General features: G+C 64.4%; 14 protein-coding genes. 3 read left to right on the top strand and 11 right to left on the bottom strand.

What is annotated here, in order from left to right:
• Window positions 1–110: 110 nt before the first annotated feature.
• The 8 genes from ahpC to U1708_RS04775 all read right to left on the bottom strand — a co-directional run bounded on the left by ahpC (window position 111) and on the right by U1708_RS04775 (window position 9,362).
• Window positions 111–674 (bottom strand): alkyl hydroperoxide reductase subunit C, encoded by a 564-nt coding sequence (ahpC, locus tag U1708_RS04810; protein WP_307085404.1) that lies wholly within the window; start codon window positions 672–674, stop codon window positions 111–113.
• A gap of 172 nt (window positions 675–846) precedes the next feature.
• A complete protein-coding gene (locus tag U1708_RS04805) occupies window positions 847–1,551 on the bottom strand; it encodes a fimbrial biogenesis chaperone (RefSeq protein WP_332743262.1) in 705 nt (234 codons plus the stop codon).
• Between the two features lie 20 nt (window positions 1,552–1,571).
• Window positions 1,572–4,100 carry a TcfC E-set like domain-containing protein gene (locus U1708_RS04800; protein ID WP_332743260.1) on the bottom strand — a complete coding sequence of 843 codons (2,529 nt, stop codon included), beginning with the start codon at window positions 4,098–4,100 and terminating at the stop codon, window positions 1,572–1,574.
• 13 nt (window positions 4,101–4,113) lie between these two features.
• Window positions 4,114–4,608 (bottom strand): hypothetical protein, encoded by a 495-nt coding sequence (locus tag U1708_RS04795; RefSeq protein ID WP_332743258.1) that lies wholly within the window; start codon window positions 4,606–4,608, stop codon window positions 4,114–4,116.
• Between the two features lie 25 nt (window positions 4,609–4,633).
• Entirely contained in the window at window positions 4,634–5,167 is a 534-nt protein-coding gene (locus U1708_RS04790; RefSeq protein ID WP_332743256.1) for a hypothetical protein, read from the bottom strand.
• Between the two features lie 819 nt (window positions 5,168–5,986).
• On the bottom strand, window positions 5,987–6,187 hold the full coding sequence (gene rpsU / locus U1708_RS04785) for a 30S ribosomal protein S21 (protein WP_031393196.1): 201 nt from the start codon (window positions 6,185–6,187) through the stop codon (window positions 5,987–5,989).
• A gap of 110 nt (window positions 6,188–6,297) precedes the next feature.
• Complete coding sequence (locus U1708_RS04780; RefSeq protein WP_332743254.1) at window positions 6,298–6,615, bottom strand: 2Fe-2S iron-sulfur cluster-binding protein; 318 nt, start codon at window positions 6,613–6,615, stop codon at window positions 6,298–6,300.
• Window positions 6,616–6,896: 281 nt separating this feature from the next.
• The gene (locus tag U1708_RS04775) at window positions 6,897–9,362 is read right to left on the bottom strand and encodes a TonB-dependent receptor (RefSeq protein ID WP_332743253.1); all 2,466 of its coding nucleotides are present in this window, start codon (window positions 9,360–9,362) and stop codon (window positions 6,897–6,899) included.
• A 389-nt stretch (window positions 9,363–9,751) separates the two neighbouring features.
• On the opposite strand from U1708_RS04775, the gene U1708_RS04770 reads away from it, so the two are divergent.
• From U1708_RS04770 to U1708_RS04760, 3 genes are all read left to right on the top strand, one after another.
• On the top strand, window positions 9,752–9,982 hold the full coding sequence (locus tag U1708_RS04770; protein ID WP_332743251.1) for a hypothetical protein: 231 nt from the start codon (window positions 9,752–9,754) through the stop codon (window positions 9,980–9,982).
• A 103-nt stretch (window positions 9,983–10,085) separates the two neighbouring features.
• Window positions 10,086–10,415 (top strand): UrcA family protein, encoded by a 330-nt coding sequence (locus tag U1708_RS04765; protein ID WP_332743249.1) that lies wholly within the window; start codon window positions 10,086–10,088, stop codon window positions 10,413–10,415.
• A 110-nt stretch (window positions 10,416–10,525) separates the two neighbouring features.
• Window positions 10,526–11,428: an MBL fold metallo-hydrolase gene (locus U1708_RS04760; RefSeq protein ID WP_332743247.1), complete on the top strand. Its 903-nt coding sequence runs from the start codon at window positions 10,526–10,528 to the stop codon at window positions 11,426–11,428.
• A 31-nt stretch (window positions 11,429–11,459) separates the two neighbouring features.
• Here the strand turns inward: U1708_RS04760 and U1708_RS04755 are convergent, their stop codons facing one another.
• The 3 genes from U1708_RS04755 to U1708_RS04745 all read right to left on the bottom strand — a co-directional run bounded on the left by U1708_RS04755 (window position 11,460) and on the right by U1708_RS04745 (window position 14,993).
• A complete protein-coding gene (locus tag U1708_RS04755) occupies window positions 11,460–12,362 on the bottom strand; it encodes a Vgb family protein (protein ID WP_332743582.1) in 903 nt (300 codons plus the stop codon).
• A gap of 73 nt (window positions 12,363–12,435) precedes the next feature.
• Window positions 12,436–13,320 (bottom strand): sterol desaturase family protein, encoded by an 885-nt coding sequence (locus tag U1708_RS04750; RefSeq protein WP_332743245.1) that lies wholly within the window; start codon window positions 13,318–13,320, stop codon window positions 12,436–12,438.
• A 104-nt stretch (window positions 13,321–13,424) separates the two neighbouring features.
• On the bottom strand, window positions 13,425–14,993 hold the full coding sequence (locus U1708_RS04745; protein ID WP_332743243.1) for a tetratricopeptide repeat-containing sulfotransferase family protein: 1,569 nt from the start codon (window positions 14,991–14,993) through the stop codon (window positions 13,425–13,427).
• Window positions 14,994–15,000: the final 7 nt, after the last annotated feature.

Raw genomic sequence — 15,000 nt, 5'->3', positions numbered from 1 at the left:
TATTCCCAATGGTTCTGGGTCGTTTTTCTATGTCTAGAACGCGAACGGCCCGGGAGGATGTGCTCGTCCCGGGCCGCCTTCACTCAGTTCCGCAAGGGAGCCGAGAAAGTTTAGATCTTGCCGACGAGATCCAGGCTCGGGGCGAGCGTGTCTTCGCCCTCTTCCCACTTGGCAGGGCACACTTCGCCCGGATGGGCTGCGATGTACTGTGCGGCCTTGATCTTGCGGAGCAGCTCGGCGGCGTTGCGGCCGACCCCCTCCGACGTGATCTCCATCAACTGGATGACACCGTCCGGATCGACCACGAACGTGCCGCGATCCGCGAGGCCCTGGCCTTCGCGCAGGACGTCGAAGTTGAGGCTGATGCTGTGGTTCTGGTCGCCCAGCATGTAATAGTTGATCTTGCCGATTGCCGGCGAGGTGTCATGCCATGCCTTGTGGCTGAAATGCGTGTCGGTCGAGACGCTGAACACTTCGACGCCCATCTTCTGCAGCGTCGGGTACACGTCGGCCAGATCCTCGAGCTCGGTCGGGCACACGAACGTGAAGTCCGCCGGGTAGAAGAAGAACACCGCCCACTTGCCGAGCACGTCCGTGTCGCTGACCGATACGAACTTGCCTTCCTTGTACGCCTGGGTGGTGAACGGCTTAATCTTGCTGCCGATAAGGGCCATGCGTCGTCTCCGGTTGATTGCTTCGGACCGGATGTAGGAGCTTTATGCTGCAGTGCAAAATTGATCTGGTTGAGCTAAGTGATCGCCTGAGTCGATCACTGCCGGACCTACCGATGGGGAGGGCGATCAGCCACCGGCGTCGTCCCGTGTCGCGGTCCGACCCACGATCGACCTAGAAGCTTTTGTTTTCGACGATCGTGCTCGTCTTGATTTTATAGTCGACGCGGCGGGCAGGATCGATGGTTTGCGTCCAGCTTGCCCCGGCATAGAGGCGTTTAGGCGGCAGCGCGCGGCAGTCCTTGCCGTTGGCATCGCACTGTCGGCCTTCGTATATCTCGACGTTCGTACTGCCGGTATTCGTCAGTGCGAGGCTTGCGCCGTTGCGCTGGCCGGTGACCGTGCCGGAAAGGGCGGTCGGCCGGACGATCACCAGCATGTCGTACCCGACCAGCACCTTCAGCGCCGAGCCGGCCGCCGTGATTTCACCGGTGACGGGTTTTACGGTCACGCGGTAGATCCGGTCGCGGGCGCGGCGGGGAGCGACTGCGGCGATCCGCAGCAACTTGCGCTCGCCCGGCTCCAGGATCATCTTCTGCGGCGTTACCAGCAAACCGGTGACCGCGGGATCCGGGCTGGCCTGTCGCCGCTCTTCCGGCTTGCCGGGGTCCACGATTTCCGATGGTTCGGCAACGACGTACATGCGTTCCTTGCCGGTGTTCGATGCCTCGACGTCGACGCGCGGGGCGGCATTCGGCAGCATGTCGACGACGACCTGGCTGAGTACCAGGTCGGCGTAGGCCGGGGTTGCCCCGGTTCCGGCTATCGCAATCGCCGCCGCTACACCCGCGATCGCCGTTCGTCTGTGCACGCTCGTCATTTTGGTATCCTTTCGTATCGTCATGGAGTCGGGTCCGCCATCTCGGGACCGGGACGCCGGTGACCGCATCTGAGAGTCCCGAGCGCTGCGTAGCTTTCGGTCGAGGGGGTTGCGGAGACCTGTAGCCGGCACTGCCGCCCGTCGATCGCCTGGACTTTCAACACCGATCGAGAGCCTGCCTCGATCTGGAAATAGCCGTTGTCGTCGGTGTTTCCGATCGCGTCGGACGCGTGGACCGCGGCGTTGGCGACAGGGGTGCCATCGGCCCAGACGATCCGGCCGAACATCGCCACGACACGCTGCGCCGACCAGCGGACCCGCGCCACCGTGCCCGGATAGACGCTGACCTGGCGGGCGACGCCATCGACCCGCATCAATGCGTCGCCGACGGAGCGCAAGCGCACCGCGTAGCTGCGATAGGATGCGACGGGCACCGACAGCGAACGGCCGGCGCGAACGACACCGCGTGTCGTATTGTCGACCAGCACTTCAAACGGAGCGCCGAGCGGCGCACCGTCGGGGTCTCGATCGACCGACACCAGGATGGCGCTATCGCTGCGTTCGAGGCCTTGGAAAACGACGGTTTTCCCGGTGAGTGCAGCGGTGGTTTGGAAGCTCAGGCCATATTGGGTCGCGCCGTTGCTGCCGGTGATCGGCTGCGCCACGTCCGCGTAGATCGTCGCGCTCTTGGCACGCAGATCGGCATGACCGCGCGCGAGGGACCCCGCAACCTCGCGTTCCAGTCCGCCGGAAAGCGCCAGGTTACCGCCCAGCACGCCTGTCTTCTGCCACGATCCGCCGATGTCGCCGACCAGCGCCGCGCCGCTGCCAATGCTGCTGCCCGAAGTCGACCGTCCGCCGAGGCTGGCGGTGAGCGACGAGGTGCCGCGCAGTCGCTGAAAGCTGAGGCCGAGGAACGCCGAGGTGCCGCGGTTCGAGAGCGTCATGTCGCCGCGGAGCATCACTTGCATGCCCGCGCGTTCGATCAGGGGAAAATAGGCGGTGGGGCCGATGCCGTAACTGCGGGCGGCACGCGAGTCGCTGCGGTAGAAGCCGCTGATGCCGATCTGCCCCGGGCGTAGCGTGTAGCCGAGCGTCGCATTGGCCTGGGTGAAGCTGCCGGCGGACAATTGCGCGGCGCGATCGATCGTGACGACGTCGTAGCCGCGCTGTTCGCCGACAGGGATCAGGGGGCGGTCGCCCGCGCTCCAGACGCGTCTCAGGTCGAGAGCATAGCTGAGCGCGGCGGTCCCCGACGAATAGGTCTGGAACAGTACGCCTAGCTGGCCGCGAACCGAGGCGACTGCGGCCGCGCGGATCTGCGCCGCGGTGGTCAACCAATAGCCGCCGACCTCGACCAGCGCCGTGCGGTCGGTCCCCATCACCGTCGCGTCGAGCGCCAAATGCGGGGTGAGCCGCCGTGCGACGCCGGCTTCGTAGAAGGGCTTGCGCGACACCGCGATCAGCGAGCCGTACCGATCATTCGCTAGCAGGCCTGCATATGCGAAGACGATCGGCTCGCCGACCGCGGCGATCGCAGCGTTCTTCGTGAAGAACCGCCGTTCGTCGCGGCTGGCACCGCCGGCCTCCTGCACGTGCAGGACGACCTCGTACGCGCCGTCCGGCAGTCCGGATGTATCGAGCGCCTGATTGCCGGCGTCATAGATGCGCGAGGTCAGCAGCCGTCCGTCGCGCAGGATGTCGACGCGCGAGCGCAACGCCAGCGCGACGACCAGCGGGGTGCCGGCGATCGACGTGCGGTCCAACCGCGTGTCGATCTGGCTTTGCATGCCGACGCCGACGAACTTGCGACGGCCCGTCAGGTCGATGCCGGGCGCCCACATCGCACCGGCCGCATAGCGAAGGCCGGGCTTGTCGACCTCGGCGACCAGCGTGTCGGCGATGAGCCCATAGCGCGAGGAGTAGGACAGTTCGCCGCGCAGGCGTCCGTTGCGATAGCCGAGGATCGCGCGGTTCTGGATGGTGTAATCGGCATCCCCGCCGCTCCCCGCGATCGTGCCACCCAACTGGTCGACGAGCGACAGGCCGGCATCGGGCGTCGGCAAATATTCGCGCTGCGCGGCCGTTTGGACAGCGAGTTGCCGTGCGTCGATGAACAGGTCCACGCGAAACCGCGCTTCGTCGAAGATCACGCCGGCGACGGGAGGTTTCAGCACGCCACAGGTCCCCGCGTCGGCTTCGGGTGCGCAGATCAGGTCGGCGTTCGTATCGAGATCGGGCGCGGCCAGCGCAGCGCGCACCGCCGCGGGGTCGATCAGGTCGGGGATCCGCGCAAGGACGGTGTCGATATCGAGGAACGTGATCTTGCCCGCGGCATAGCGTACCCGCGTCTTGCCGATCGCGCGGCCCCCGATATAGACGTCCACCACCGCCTCTTGCGGCGTCAGCAGCGCATCGAACCCGGCGGGCGTTCCGCCGCTGATCCGCGTGGCGTCGGCGGGCGTTTGGGCGGATACCGCGGTTGGATCGCACAGCACAAACGCGGCGAGCGTACCGCACCAGGCCCCCGCGGAAGTACGTACGCGCATCCTCGGGCCGCCACTATTCCGGCGCGATGACAAGGGTCAGGGTGCCGGAATAGGCGCCAGCCGTCGCCTTGCTCAACTCCGCCGCGCGCAGCACTATGATAAGACTGGCCGTGTTGCTCAGCAGGCAATTGAGGTTCAGGCCGAGCGCTGCGGTGGTCAGGCCACCGAGCGTCTGGCCGGGAACCAGTGCGGTCCCGGACTGCTGGCCGACAGTGCCGTTCCACTGCACTTCGTATGCCAGCGGCGCGCCGACGCCCGCAAGCGTGAAAAGCCCGCCGCTGCCGCTGCCGCTGGCGCGCACGTTATACCCGCCGAGACCCGTCGTAGAAATGCAGACGTTGCCGCTCTGCCGAATGTCACTCGTCGTGGTCGTCAACAGACCGAAGCTGAAGTCCGCGAGACGGTCGATCCGCACGCGCTGTGCTTCAGCCGGACCGCCGACGAACAGGCCCAGTAGCAATGCGATGCATGCGCAACGGACGGCGAGGGCGGGGCGCAGGCTTTTCATTCCTCCGCGCCCCGCCGCCGCCCGATCAGATAGGGTTGACCAGCAGCGTCAGCGTGCCCGTGTAAGGCGTCTCCGACGCCATCGTAGCCAGCTGTCCATCGGCGACCGTCACGATCAGGCTGGCGCTCGATCCGGCTAGGGTGCAGCCCGGTAGCGATGCGGTCGAGACGAAGCTGCTCGACGCGGCGGCCGGCGTCAGTGCGGTGCCCGTCGTCTGCCCCGTCGTCCCAGCCCATTGCACAGCGTAGGAGATCGGCGCGAGTTGGCCGGACGCGAGCGTGAACGCATTGCCGGTACCGCTTCCCGAGGCGGTGATCGTATAGCTCCTCGTCGCCGTGTTGGTCCACACGCACGGGTTTTGTGGACGCGACGCCGCGCTGCCCAGCTCGGAATTGGTCAGATCGACGTCTGTCAGGTTGGAGATCTGTACGCGGCTGGGGACCGAGACGGTGATCTGCACGGAGCCCTGCGACGTGGCGCCAAGCGTTCCCTGGGTCGAGGCGTGCGCAGGTGCCGCGGCGAGCATCGAGGCAGTGACCAACAGAGCGAAACGCCCCATCGGGGTGCAAAGTACATTCGAAGTGGTTGTGTTGATCATCGGAAGCATCGTCATTCCCTGATTGAGCAAGATGGTTATGCTGCCGAAGGCTGACCCGCAGCATAGCCTGATGACGCTACCGATTTGCAGCGCGATCAACCTGAGTCAGGCTCTTCTCATTTAGAGATTAACGATATGTTTATTTCGAACCGTCGCTATATCGCGGGAACCAAACTATCGAAACCAAAACTGGTCTATAAAGAACTACACCGGCTGCGGTTGGTCAGATCGCTCGATCGTTGCTGCGAGACTGTAGTGTGACGGGGAGCGGGGGCGAGCCTCTTCGACGTCGAAGCGTTGCCCGTCGGCGGTTGGACTGATCGAGTGCCCGCCGAGACCTTGCAATCCGAGGCGGTGCAGTCGGAAGAAGCGATCGGGAGTAAGTGTAGGTGTGCGAACCGTTTCGCATCGCCGCCAACGCTCGGGGCGCGGGCGTTGGGGAGCTCGCCTTCATCGTCCGAAGGACTTGGTTTTGAGAATGCCGATCCGAGGCTATCGGAATTGGGTCATCACAAAAGCGCCGAACCGTGGTGATGCTGGCGACTAGCCCGCCCGCGGCTTGCTATGGAAGCGGCGCGATTACGGGAGCTATGGCATTGGCCAGTGCTATACCGAGTCGATCGCGGAAATCGGGTTCGAAATACTCTCCAGCTCGAAGAATGAAACCAAGACGAACGCCGACAGCCGCTCACCGAGACTGTCGGATGACGGTCTCGGTGAGCGGCTGTCGGGTAGCCGTTTTACCGTGATCGATCGCTACGCGCGACCGATCAGCAGATATCAATTATCGCGTTCGGCGCGCTTGCGGTCGGCCTTGCGAGCACGGCTCACCGCGGCAGCATGCTCACGTGCACGCTTTTCCGAAGGCTTCTCGTAATGCCGACGAAGCTTCATCTCGCGATACACGCCTTCGCGTTGCAGCTTCTTTTTTAAAGCGCGGAGGGCTTGGTCAACATTGTTGTCACGGACGATGATCTGCATTCGAATGAGGCTCTCGGCTATCGTGGTGGTCTAGCGGACAGGCCGCTTTATGGCTGACGGGCTGAAAAGCCAAGGTGGAAATGTTCGCCCCTGTCGCAGCGACGTTATTCTCAGGTCTCGGACGCTATCGTCACACGCAATCCGTCCAACGTATCGGCGAACGGAATCTGGCACGAAAGACGCGAAGTAGGGGCGCGATTATCGAGACCGTCGAGCAGATCCTCTTCGTCGTCGGCGACTGAAGGAAGCAGCGCGGCTTGCGCCGGATCGACGATGATATGGCATGTCGCGCAGGACAGAGAGCCGCCGCAAAGCGCGAGCAACTCGTCCACTCCGCCATCGCGGATGACTTCCATCACCGAAAATCCCGGTTTGCCTGCCAACGTCCGAATATTGCCGTCGCGCGTCGTTACGATCAAATCTGCCATGTCTTATCCTGCGGGTAGGGTATCATCGCGGTGTCCTGGAACACCGCGACGGGAAGAATTTCTGGTCTTGGGGAACTGGCGTCGGTGGCGCCGGTGCATCTCGTTTGCATGCCTCATCCGGTCACGCCCTACGAAATAGTCCGCCCCGCCGGGTTCGACCGGGGGGACGGAAGCTATGTCGACCAAATGGCATCCGTTCCAAGTAGCAACGGCATGCAGGCGCACCGAATATCATTGGACGTCATCGACCGGGTTCGATCGTCCCGCTCAATCGTCCTGGTTCAATAGTGGAACCTGAACTCGACGCCGACTCGGCGGGGTGTCAGTACGCCGCGCGAGTAATAGCGTTCGACTACGTCGCTGCGCACCTGGTTGAACGAGGACCGATCGTTGCTGATCGCCGTCACCGCATATTTGTCGAAGATGTTGTCGGCGAACAGCCCGACCTCGAACGGCTTGGTGACGTAGTTGAGCGAGGCGCTGTGCGTCACATAGCCCGGGATCGCTTCGCCATTGCCGCGCAGGCCGACCCGCGAATAGATCTCGCCGCGGTAGATCGTCGCCCAGGTCGCCTCGATCTTCCCGCCGTCGCCGAGCGGATAGCTGTAGATGAGCCGTGCGCTGCCTGAGTTCTTGGCCGAGCCCGGCAACCGGTCGCCGGAGAAGGCGTTGTCGCGCACGCCCTGGCTCACCACCAGCCCGACGACGTCCTCGGTCAGATGCGCGTCGACATAGGAATAGGTGCCCGTCAGCGCGAGGTTGGGGGTGATCTTGACCGTGCCCTGGAAGTCGAACCCCTGCGACACCGCCTGGGCACCGTTCACAGTGATCCCGATCGCGCCGTTGACCGTCTGGCTCGGCACCTGCACGCCCGACCATTTGACATGGTAGCCGTCGACCGTGAGCAGGAGCCGCTTGTCGAACAGGCTGGCGCGGACGCCCAGTTCTATGTTGCGTGTGCGGTCGGGGCCGTAGCCCACTTCGTTCGGTAGCGCGCACAGCACCTGCCCACCGGCTGCGGCTCTGGCCAGATCCTCGGGCGTGCAGGCGATGACCTGGTTCACGCCGCCGACGCGGTAGCCCGTCGAATAGGTGGCATAGGCGAGCAAATTGTCGCTGAACTTGTACGAGGTATTGGCCTTCCAGACGATGCCGTCCTTGCCGGTCGAGCCGGGCTTGAACCGGTCCGCGTTGATCGTCGTGGACGGAAAATCGCCGATACCCACGCCGATCAGTGGCAGTGCCGACCCGCCGACGATGGTCGCGTCGTACTTGAAGTATCGGATGCCACCCGTCACCTGCCACGCGTCGGTCAGGTGAAGCGACGCCTCACCGTAGAGCGCCTTTTCGACGTTCTTGCTGTTGAGCTTCGAGACATATTCCAGGTCGTCGGGCCGCCCGGCGCCGGCGAAGTCCGAGAAGCCCGGCGTATATTCGTGCCGGTCGCTCGCGTATTTCTGACGGTTGTAGAAGCCGCCGATCACCCAGCTCAGCGGGCCGCCGTGCGTGGAGACGAGACGCACTTCCTGGTTGAGCTGCTTATATTTGCGTTCGTTGTTGGCAAAGGACGAGAAGGCGGGAAACGCCTCGTAACCATAATCGAGATCGAGCAGCAGATCGGTATTGTCGTCGACGCTGCTGATATCCTGCTTGGTATAGGCGGTGGTGCTCACCAGCTGGGCGATGCTGCCCAGGTTGATATTGAACTCGGCGGAGAACAGGTCGGCGCTGCGATCGACCGGCTCGAGATACCGGAACGGCGCCTCGTACTTGCCGGTACCCAGCACGCCGGCGCCATTCGCCTGGCGGCCGCCGGTCTTGGTCGTCTGATGCGCGTAGGTCAGGTACGCTTTGATATTGGGGTTGTATTCGAGCAGCAGCTGGTTGCGCGTGGTGAAGGTGTGTTCGTAGTTCACATCCTCCTTGCGCTTGAAGTTCGCGGCGTAATCGGCCGTGGTGCCGAGCGAACCGGTCGAGGTGGCCGTCGCGCGGCCGGGCTGCGGGTCGGAGACGCCCGGCTGCTGCAGGATGTAATTGTAATCGATGAAGCCGGCATTGTCGTAATAGCCGGTCGACGTGCGGAAGGCGACGTGATCGGCGATGATCGGCACGTTGATCGCGACGTCGCCGACCCCGCCGAAATCGTCGGAATGCGACTGCGCATAGCCACGGCCATGGACGTCGATCGAGAGGCGATCGGTCTCGGGACGGTTGGGAATGTAGCGGACTGCTCCGGCGAGGGTGCCGAGGCCGTAGAGCGTGCCCTGCGGTCCTTGCAGAACCTCGACCCGGTTGACGTCTATCAGCTTGAAATCGAGGTAGAGCGGGACTTCGCCGAGATACACGCCGACCGAGTTGCCGCTGTTGGCGCCGAACACGCTGGTATCCCCCGACGCGATCCCGCGCAGGATGATGCCGCCGGTCGATGCCGGTCCGGTATCAGCCACGGTGACGCCGGGAATGAAGGAGGCGAGCGAGCGGACATCGTCGAGCCGCTGCGACTGGATCGTTTCCGCTGACACCGCGCTGATATTGATCGGCGCGTCCTGCAGCGTGGTTCGCCGACGGCTGCCGGTCACGATGATCTCGTTGGATTCGGACTCTGCGGTTTGTGCCGCGGTGGGAGTTTGTCCTGCGGCGGACACGGGCGGCGCCTGTGGAGCATCCTGCGCAAGCGCCGGAACGCTAGCCGCGCTTGCCAGCGCAGTCGCGCACAATAAACCCGCGCGCGAGAATCGTCCTGCCATTTAAGCCCCCTTGGTACGTAAAACGCTATCGCCTCTCCATGTTCTTCCTGTCGGCGTCGGCGCCTCGCTCGGGGCCAATCGCTTATGAGTAGAGTGTGGATATTATCGGCGGACCAACATGGGGCGTTTGACGTAAGCCGGTCGCGCATCCGGACCGTGGCGCTGCGACGACCTACGTCAAACGGCGCATGCCTCGCGCGGGCGTGGGGCGGTATCTGGTCGTCATGGTTCGTCACGCTACTTCTCGCGCGATACGGTTGGCGGTCGGCCTTTCTTGCGCTCTGACGATCATCGCGCCGGCGCAGGCGGAGCGGCAAACGCGGGCTCGACTGGTCCCCTGTGGTGAGAACAGTTGCTTGCGGCTGTCGGGATATCGAGCGCGGGCGGCCATGGTCGTCAGGATCGGAGAGCACGATCTAAACGTCGAGGGCGACCGTGCGTGGCAGGCTACGGTCCCGCTGGGTGTCGCGCGCGCATGGCCGATCGCCCGGAACTACGCGCTGCGCGTTGCCTTCGTCGATCCCGATGCGGGGACGGAGCGGGTTGAGACGGTGATGCTGCCGCCGGGGTCGCTGGGATCCCGCAGCGAAATCGCCTCATTGATCGTCAGCGCCCGCTGAGGTTGGCGTAATTGCCGCACGCTTGTGATCGTGCCGCGGCAGTCTTACATCATCGTCACCTGATCGCCGGAGAGCGATAGGCCCGCGAACGCAGGAGATGATGATGAAGATTGGCCTGACGGCATGTGCCGCAATTCTGATGGCGACGCCTGCCATCGCCGCACCCGGCGGAAATCCCTTTTCGGCCGACAGTGCCGTACTCAACCTCAGCGGGATCGATCTCGCGAGTGTCGATGGGCAGCAACGTCTTGCGATCCGCATGGATAACGTGGCGAACAAGGTCTGCGGCGAGGGATTGAGCTCGATTCATCTGACGCTTGGCGCGCAGGCGCGTGGGTGTCGGGCGGACGTGATCGCCGACATGCGGACGCGGATTGCTACGGCCACGGCATCGCGTAATATGGCGGCTGGCACCCAGCTGGCTTCGCGCTGACGGATTGAACCGACCGTTTGAATGGACTGCAACCGGGGCGATGTGCGGCCCGGTTGCTGCTCCGTTAAATGGCGTATGGTCGCCGGGATTGCGGCGCCTACGGTTTACGCATGAAGCGAGCAAACCTACTGCGTGCCGGGATCCTGGCAGCCTTTGCTGCGCTGTTGGTTGGTGCCGCGCCGCCGAACCCCGTGCCGCGTTTCGCGCACTGGATCGATGGCACGGGATCGACCGAGCCCGAGACTCAGGTGCAGTGGGTCGACGCCGATACATTCGTCGTCCGCCAGTCCGTCAGGACCAATTTCGAGGCGCCCTTTCTTTATCTGCTGTTCGGTACCGATCGCGCGCTGCTGATCGACAGCGGCGCAGGCGGGCTGAAGATCCGGCCGACGGTGGACCGGGTGATCTCCGACTGGCGTGCGCGCCATCAGGGGCGGCCGGTCCGGCTGATCGTCGCGCATTCGCACTCGCATGGCGATCATCATGGTGGCGACGACGAGTTTCTCGACCGGCCGGATACCGAAGTGGTCGGGCTCCAGCCGCAGCAGGTTGCGGCCTTTTTCGGCATCCGCGACTGGCCGAACGGGGTTGGCCGGTACGATCTGGGGCACCGCGTTCTCGATATCGTGCCGACCCCGGGGCATGAGCCCGCGCACATCATGATCTATGACGCGCGTACGCGGCTGATGTTCTCGGGTGACATGCTGTATCCTGGTCGGCTCTACGTCCCGCGCGATCGGTTCGACGTGTTTCGTGCGAGTGCGGTTCGGCTGGCGGGTTTTGCCAGGAGCCATCCGGTCCGCGCGTTGCTTGGCGCGCATATCGAGATGACGACGACGCCCGGGCAGGATTATCCGATGGAAGCGGCCGCCCATCCGTTGGAACACGGCCTTGCACTGCCGCCGTCGGCGATCGAGGAATTGGAGAAGGCTACGGCTGGGGCAAAGTCACCGCCGCAGATCGATCGCCATGCCGATTTCATCATCTATCCGGTCGCGCCCAAGCCGGTCTGAAGGCCGGTTGAGCGCAACATATTGCGGTCGCTCAGTTCCCGATCGTCTCGGGTTTGCGCCACCACGACATCGTGTGCGCGTCATGCGCCGTCGTCCAAACGCCCGCGCTCGTATAGCGGAGCGCACCGCTGCCGGCGGGGGCACCCATGCGTGCGGTGATGGCAAGCGACGTAGGGTCGATCACCACGAAGGTCTGTCCGGCGGTGGTGCGCAGCCACACCTTGCCCCCGCCGGTGTCGATGTCGCCGTATTTCAGCGTCTCGTCCACCTTGACGCGGCCCGACACCGCGGCGGTTGCCGGATCGATCCGTGCGACGGTGCCGTCACCTTGTTCCTGGACCCATACCGATCCTTCGCCCGCCGCCAGGAAGCCGGGTTCGCGGCCCAACCGAGTCGTCGCGACGACCGTATTGGTGGCCGGGTCGATCTTCTGCACGCTCTGCTGCGTGCCGCTGACGGCCCAGAGCGATCCCATGCCGAAGGTCAAATAATAGCTGTCGGGATTGGTGGGGATCGACGCGGTGACGGCGTTGGTGGCGGGATCGACGCGCGCGATCACGCCCTTGGCGTCGCTTGCCACCCAGATCGATCCGGCGCCGGCGACGACGTTCAGTTCACCCTTCGGATTGGCGATCCCGGTCGGAATGACGGCAATGATCTTCGCGGTCTTCAGGTCGATCCGGGTGAGCGTGAAGTCCTTGCAGTCCGCGACCCACAGCGACTTGAACGCAATCGTCATCGCGCCGCACGGATGCGCCATCGGGACTTCCGCACGCTTTCCCTTGCGCGACCAGCGCTCGACGCGACCGCTGTTGGTGGCCCACACCGTCTTGCCATCGACGGCGAGGAAGTCCGCGAAGCCGGGCACGGGGATGACCTGTTCGCGCGGGTCGGCTGCCGATGCGGGCGTTACGGCCGCGGCGATGCCGAACATCGCGGCGGCCCATGTCGTTGCAACTGTCTTATTCACTCTTTGTCTTGCCCCCGTATGTAGTCAGTATCGTCGATCACGCAGGGACCTCTGCATCGGCATTGGACTGCCGCGGCTTGACGCGGTCGATCAGCGGGCGTGCGGGAAACAGGAACTGTTCCGGGATCGACAGCCGTCGGCGTTCGTCCTGGCCCACTAGTTCGGCTTCGCCGCTGCGGTACGTGCCGAAGATGCGATCGAGCAGGATCAGCGAATTGCCGTAATTGCAGCGCGTATCCTCATAGGCCACCGAGTGGTGGAGGCTGTGGTTCTGGATCGTGGTGAAGACGAACGCGTACCAGCGTGGCGGATCGAACCGCGTATTGGCATGCGCAAATGTGGAGACCACCGCGAGGATGTTGAGCGCGCAGAAGATCGCGGCCTGCGGCAGGTCGAGCAACGCGATTACGCTGAGGCTGATCAGGAACAGTTCGAGCGGATTGCCGACCGCACCCTTCATCGCGTTGAGCTGAGTCAGGTGATGATGCGGCGCATGCGTCGACCAGAAGAACGACTGGTTGTGCATCAGGCGGTGCAGCCAATATTGCCCGAACTCAATCAGGACGACGACCAGCGCGACCTGCACCACGAACGGCAGGTGCATCGCCCAAGGCGTCGCGATGCCGAGCGCACGTTTGGCGGCCATCATCGGCTCGTCGGCGAAGGTCTTCGTTGCCCAGGCGATCACGGTGTAGCTGAGCACGACGTAGAAGACGTCGGTGAAGAACTCCTGCCGGGTCAGGCGCCAGCTCGAATGCCGCTCCTTGACCCATTCGAGCGCCTGGATCAGCGCGGTCGTCGTCAGGGTCGCGACCACGATCGACCAAGGGTTCTGGATCCAGTCCGCGGGGCCGAATGCCCAGGACAGGATGATGGCCGCGACCATCACGGGCTGCACGTAGCTCAGAAACACTTTCTGCATCGGATCGCACCTGATTGGGTTGGCGGTGAATGCGACCGCCGTGCGCCATGACGATAGAGTGGGACGGCTTGCGTCGCAGGTGTGCGAATGACGTACGCGGGCGGCTATTCGACGATGATCCCGTGGCGCTCCAGGAAGTCGCGCGCGGGCCCCAGCGCGTCGGCGTGGAGACGCCAGCGATCGATCGAGTCCCGGTAGAGCGGCCGGCGGACCTGCGCGGCGCTAGGTGTCGAGACCGGCGCAGTGTTGGTATGGAAATCGAGACAGGCGTCCGACCATTCCAGTCCGCAATGCGCGAGCAGGCGGGCGGTTTCTTCCCGTTGGTTGTCGACGAGCGTCTCATACTGGAGTTCGAGCACGCGGCCGGGCAACACCTCGCGCCACATCGCCATCATGCGGTCGAAGCGTTGATAATAGGCGGCGATGTCGAGCAGGTCGTAGCTATAGTCGTAATAGCGCGAGCCGATCGCGAACAGGTTGCGGAAGTTGGCAGTGATCGTGTCCATCGGGTTGCGGCGAAGACAGACGATCGTCGCGTTGGGCAGGGCGCGGGCGATCATGCCGACGTAAAAGAAGTTACCGGGGAATTTGTCGACGACGCGCGGTTTCGTACCTGAGACGTGGGATGCGGCGCGCGCGAGATAGTCGCGGCCGATCGCGCCGAGGTCTGCGCTGGCGGCGGCACGGATCGTCTCGGGATCGAGCACGGTTCGGCTGCGTGTTCCTGCCGCGGCTTTTACGGCGAGCGGCATGGCCTGAAGTTCGCCGGCGCTCTCGACCTCGGGGTGGGATGACAGGATGCGGTCGACCAGCGTGGTGCCCGTGCGTGGCATGCCGACGATGAAGATGGGGGACGCTTGGGGTGGATCGGACACCTGCGCGCTAGCGATGGTCGGCCAGCAGGCCTCGACCTCGTCGAAATTGGCGGCATCGTCGGCGAAGCGATACGGCAGCGTGGTGCGGTGCTCGGCGTTGGTCTCGGCGAGGATGGCGAACGCGCCGTGCGGATCGTCGAGGTCGTCGATCTCCTTGGCGAGCGCATAGCCCAGCAGCAGGCGATCATGCGGTGACCGCGTCGTCTTGCGGACTGCCGAGAGGCGGTCGACATGGTTGCGGTCGGGTGTCTGGCGGCGCAATCCGGCCAGCAGATGGTGCGCGCGGGCATCGGTCGGGTTCAAGGCGAGCAGGTCTTCCAACGCCTGCTCCGCCTCGTCCTGTCGCCCGAGGAAGCTCAGCGCTGCGGCTTGGTTGTAGCGGAACGCGGTGTTGGCGGGCGCTCGTCGCACGGCTTCGCTGAAGTGGGGAAGCGAGGCGGCATGATCGCCCAGCCGTGCGTACACGCAGCCCATCGTGTCGCGCCCTAGCGCGTCCGTCGGCGGCGATCGCTCTGCCGCGGCCAGCGCCGATGCAGCGTCCGCGTCACGCCGGACGAGCGTGTAGAGTCGTGCGAGTTGGGCTTGGTATTCGCCGTGCCCGTCGAGCGCGACCGCTGTCTCGATCAGGTCGATCGCGATGCGTATCTTGTCGAGTTCGGCCGCGCTGATCCCGGCGAGGAAATGCGCTTCGGCTGCGTCTGGCACTTCCGTGCGCCAGCGGGTCGCGGCGGCAAGCGCGCCCTCATTGTCGCCCCGCGCGAGTGCCGCTCGGATAGCTGTTGCGCGGGTGGCCTCCATGCTCCCT

The sequence above is a fragment of the Sphingomonas arabinosi genome (genome assembly GCF_036663715.1).
Classification (GTDB): domain Bacteria; phylum Pseudomonadota; class Alphaproteobacteria; order Sphingomonadales; family Sphingomonadaceae; genus Sphingomonas.
This window is presented reverse-complemented; position numbering and strand designations above follow the sequence as displayed.

What these genes read in the sequence shown, in the direction of transcription:
- ahpC (WP_307085404.1), bottom strand. Translation starts at nt 674, where the DNA reads ATGGCCCTTATCGGCAGCAAGATTAAGCCGTTCACCACCCAGGCGTAC.
- U1708_RS04805 (WP_332743262.1), bottom strand. Translation starts at nt 1,551, where the DNA reads ATGACGAGCGTGCACAGACGAACGGCGATCGCGGGTGTAGCGGCGGCG.
- U1708_RS04800 (WP_332743260.1), bottom strand. Translation starts at nt 4,100, where the DNA reads ATGCGCGTACGTACTTCCGCGGGGGCCTGGTGCGGTACGCTCGCCGCG.
- U1708_RS04795 (WP_332743258.1), bottom strand. Translation starts at nt 4,608, where the DNA reads ATGAAAAGCCTGCGCCCCGCCCTCGCCGTCCGTTGCGCATGCATCGCA.
- U1708_RS04790 (WP_332743256.1), bottom strand. Translation starts at nt 5,167, where the DNA reads ATGGGGCGTTTCGCTCTGTTGGTCACTGCCTCGATGCTCGCCGCGGCA.
- rpsU (WP_031393196.1), bottom strand. Translation starts at nt 6,187, where the DNA reads ATGCAGATCATCGTCCGTGACAACAATGTTGACCAAGCCCTCCGCGCT.
- U1708_RS04780 (WP_332743254.1), bottom strand. Translation starts at nt 6,615, where the DNA reads ATGGCAGATTTGATCGTAACGACGCGCGACGGCAATATTCGGACGTTG.
- U1708_RS04775 (WP_332743253.1), bottom strand. Translation starts at nt 9,362, where the DNA reads ATGGCAGGACGATTCTCGCGCGCGGGTTTATTGTGCGCGACTGCGCTG.
- U1708_RS04770 (WP_332743251.1), top strand. Translation starts at nt 9,752, where the DNA reads ATGGTCGTCAGGATCGGAGAGCACGATCTAAACGTCGAGGGCGACCGT.
- U1708_RS04765 (WP_332743249.1), top strand. Translation starts at nt 10,086, where the DNA reads ATGAAGATTGGCCTGACGGCATGTGCCGCAATTCTGATGGCGACGCCT.
- U1708_RS04760 (WP_332743247.1), top strand. Translation starts at nt 10,526, where the DNA reads ATGAAGCGAGCAAACCTACTGCGTGCCGGGATCCTGGCAGCCTTTGCT.
- U1708_RS04755 (WP_332743582.1), bottom strand. Translation starts at nt 12,362, where the DNA reads ATGTTCGGCATCGCCGCGGCCGTAACGCCCGCATCGGCAGCCGACCCG.
- U1708_RS04750 (WP_332743245.1), bottom strand. Translation starts at nt 13,320, where the DNA reads ATGCAGAAAGTGTTTCTGAGCTACGTGCAGCCCGTGATGGTCGCGGCC.
- U1708_RS04745 (WP_332743243.1), bottom strand. Translation starts at nt 14,993, where the DNA reads ATGGAGGCCACCCGCGCAACAGCTATCCGAGCGGCACTCGCGCGGGGC.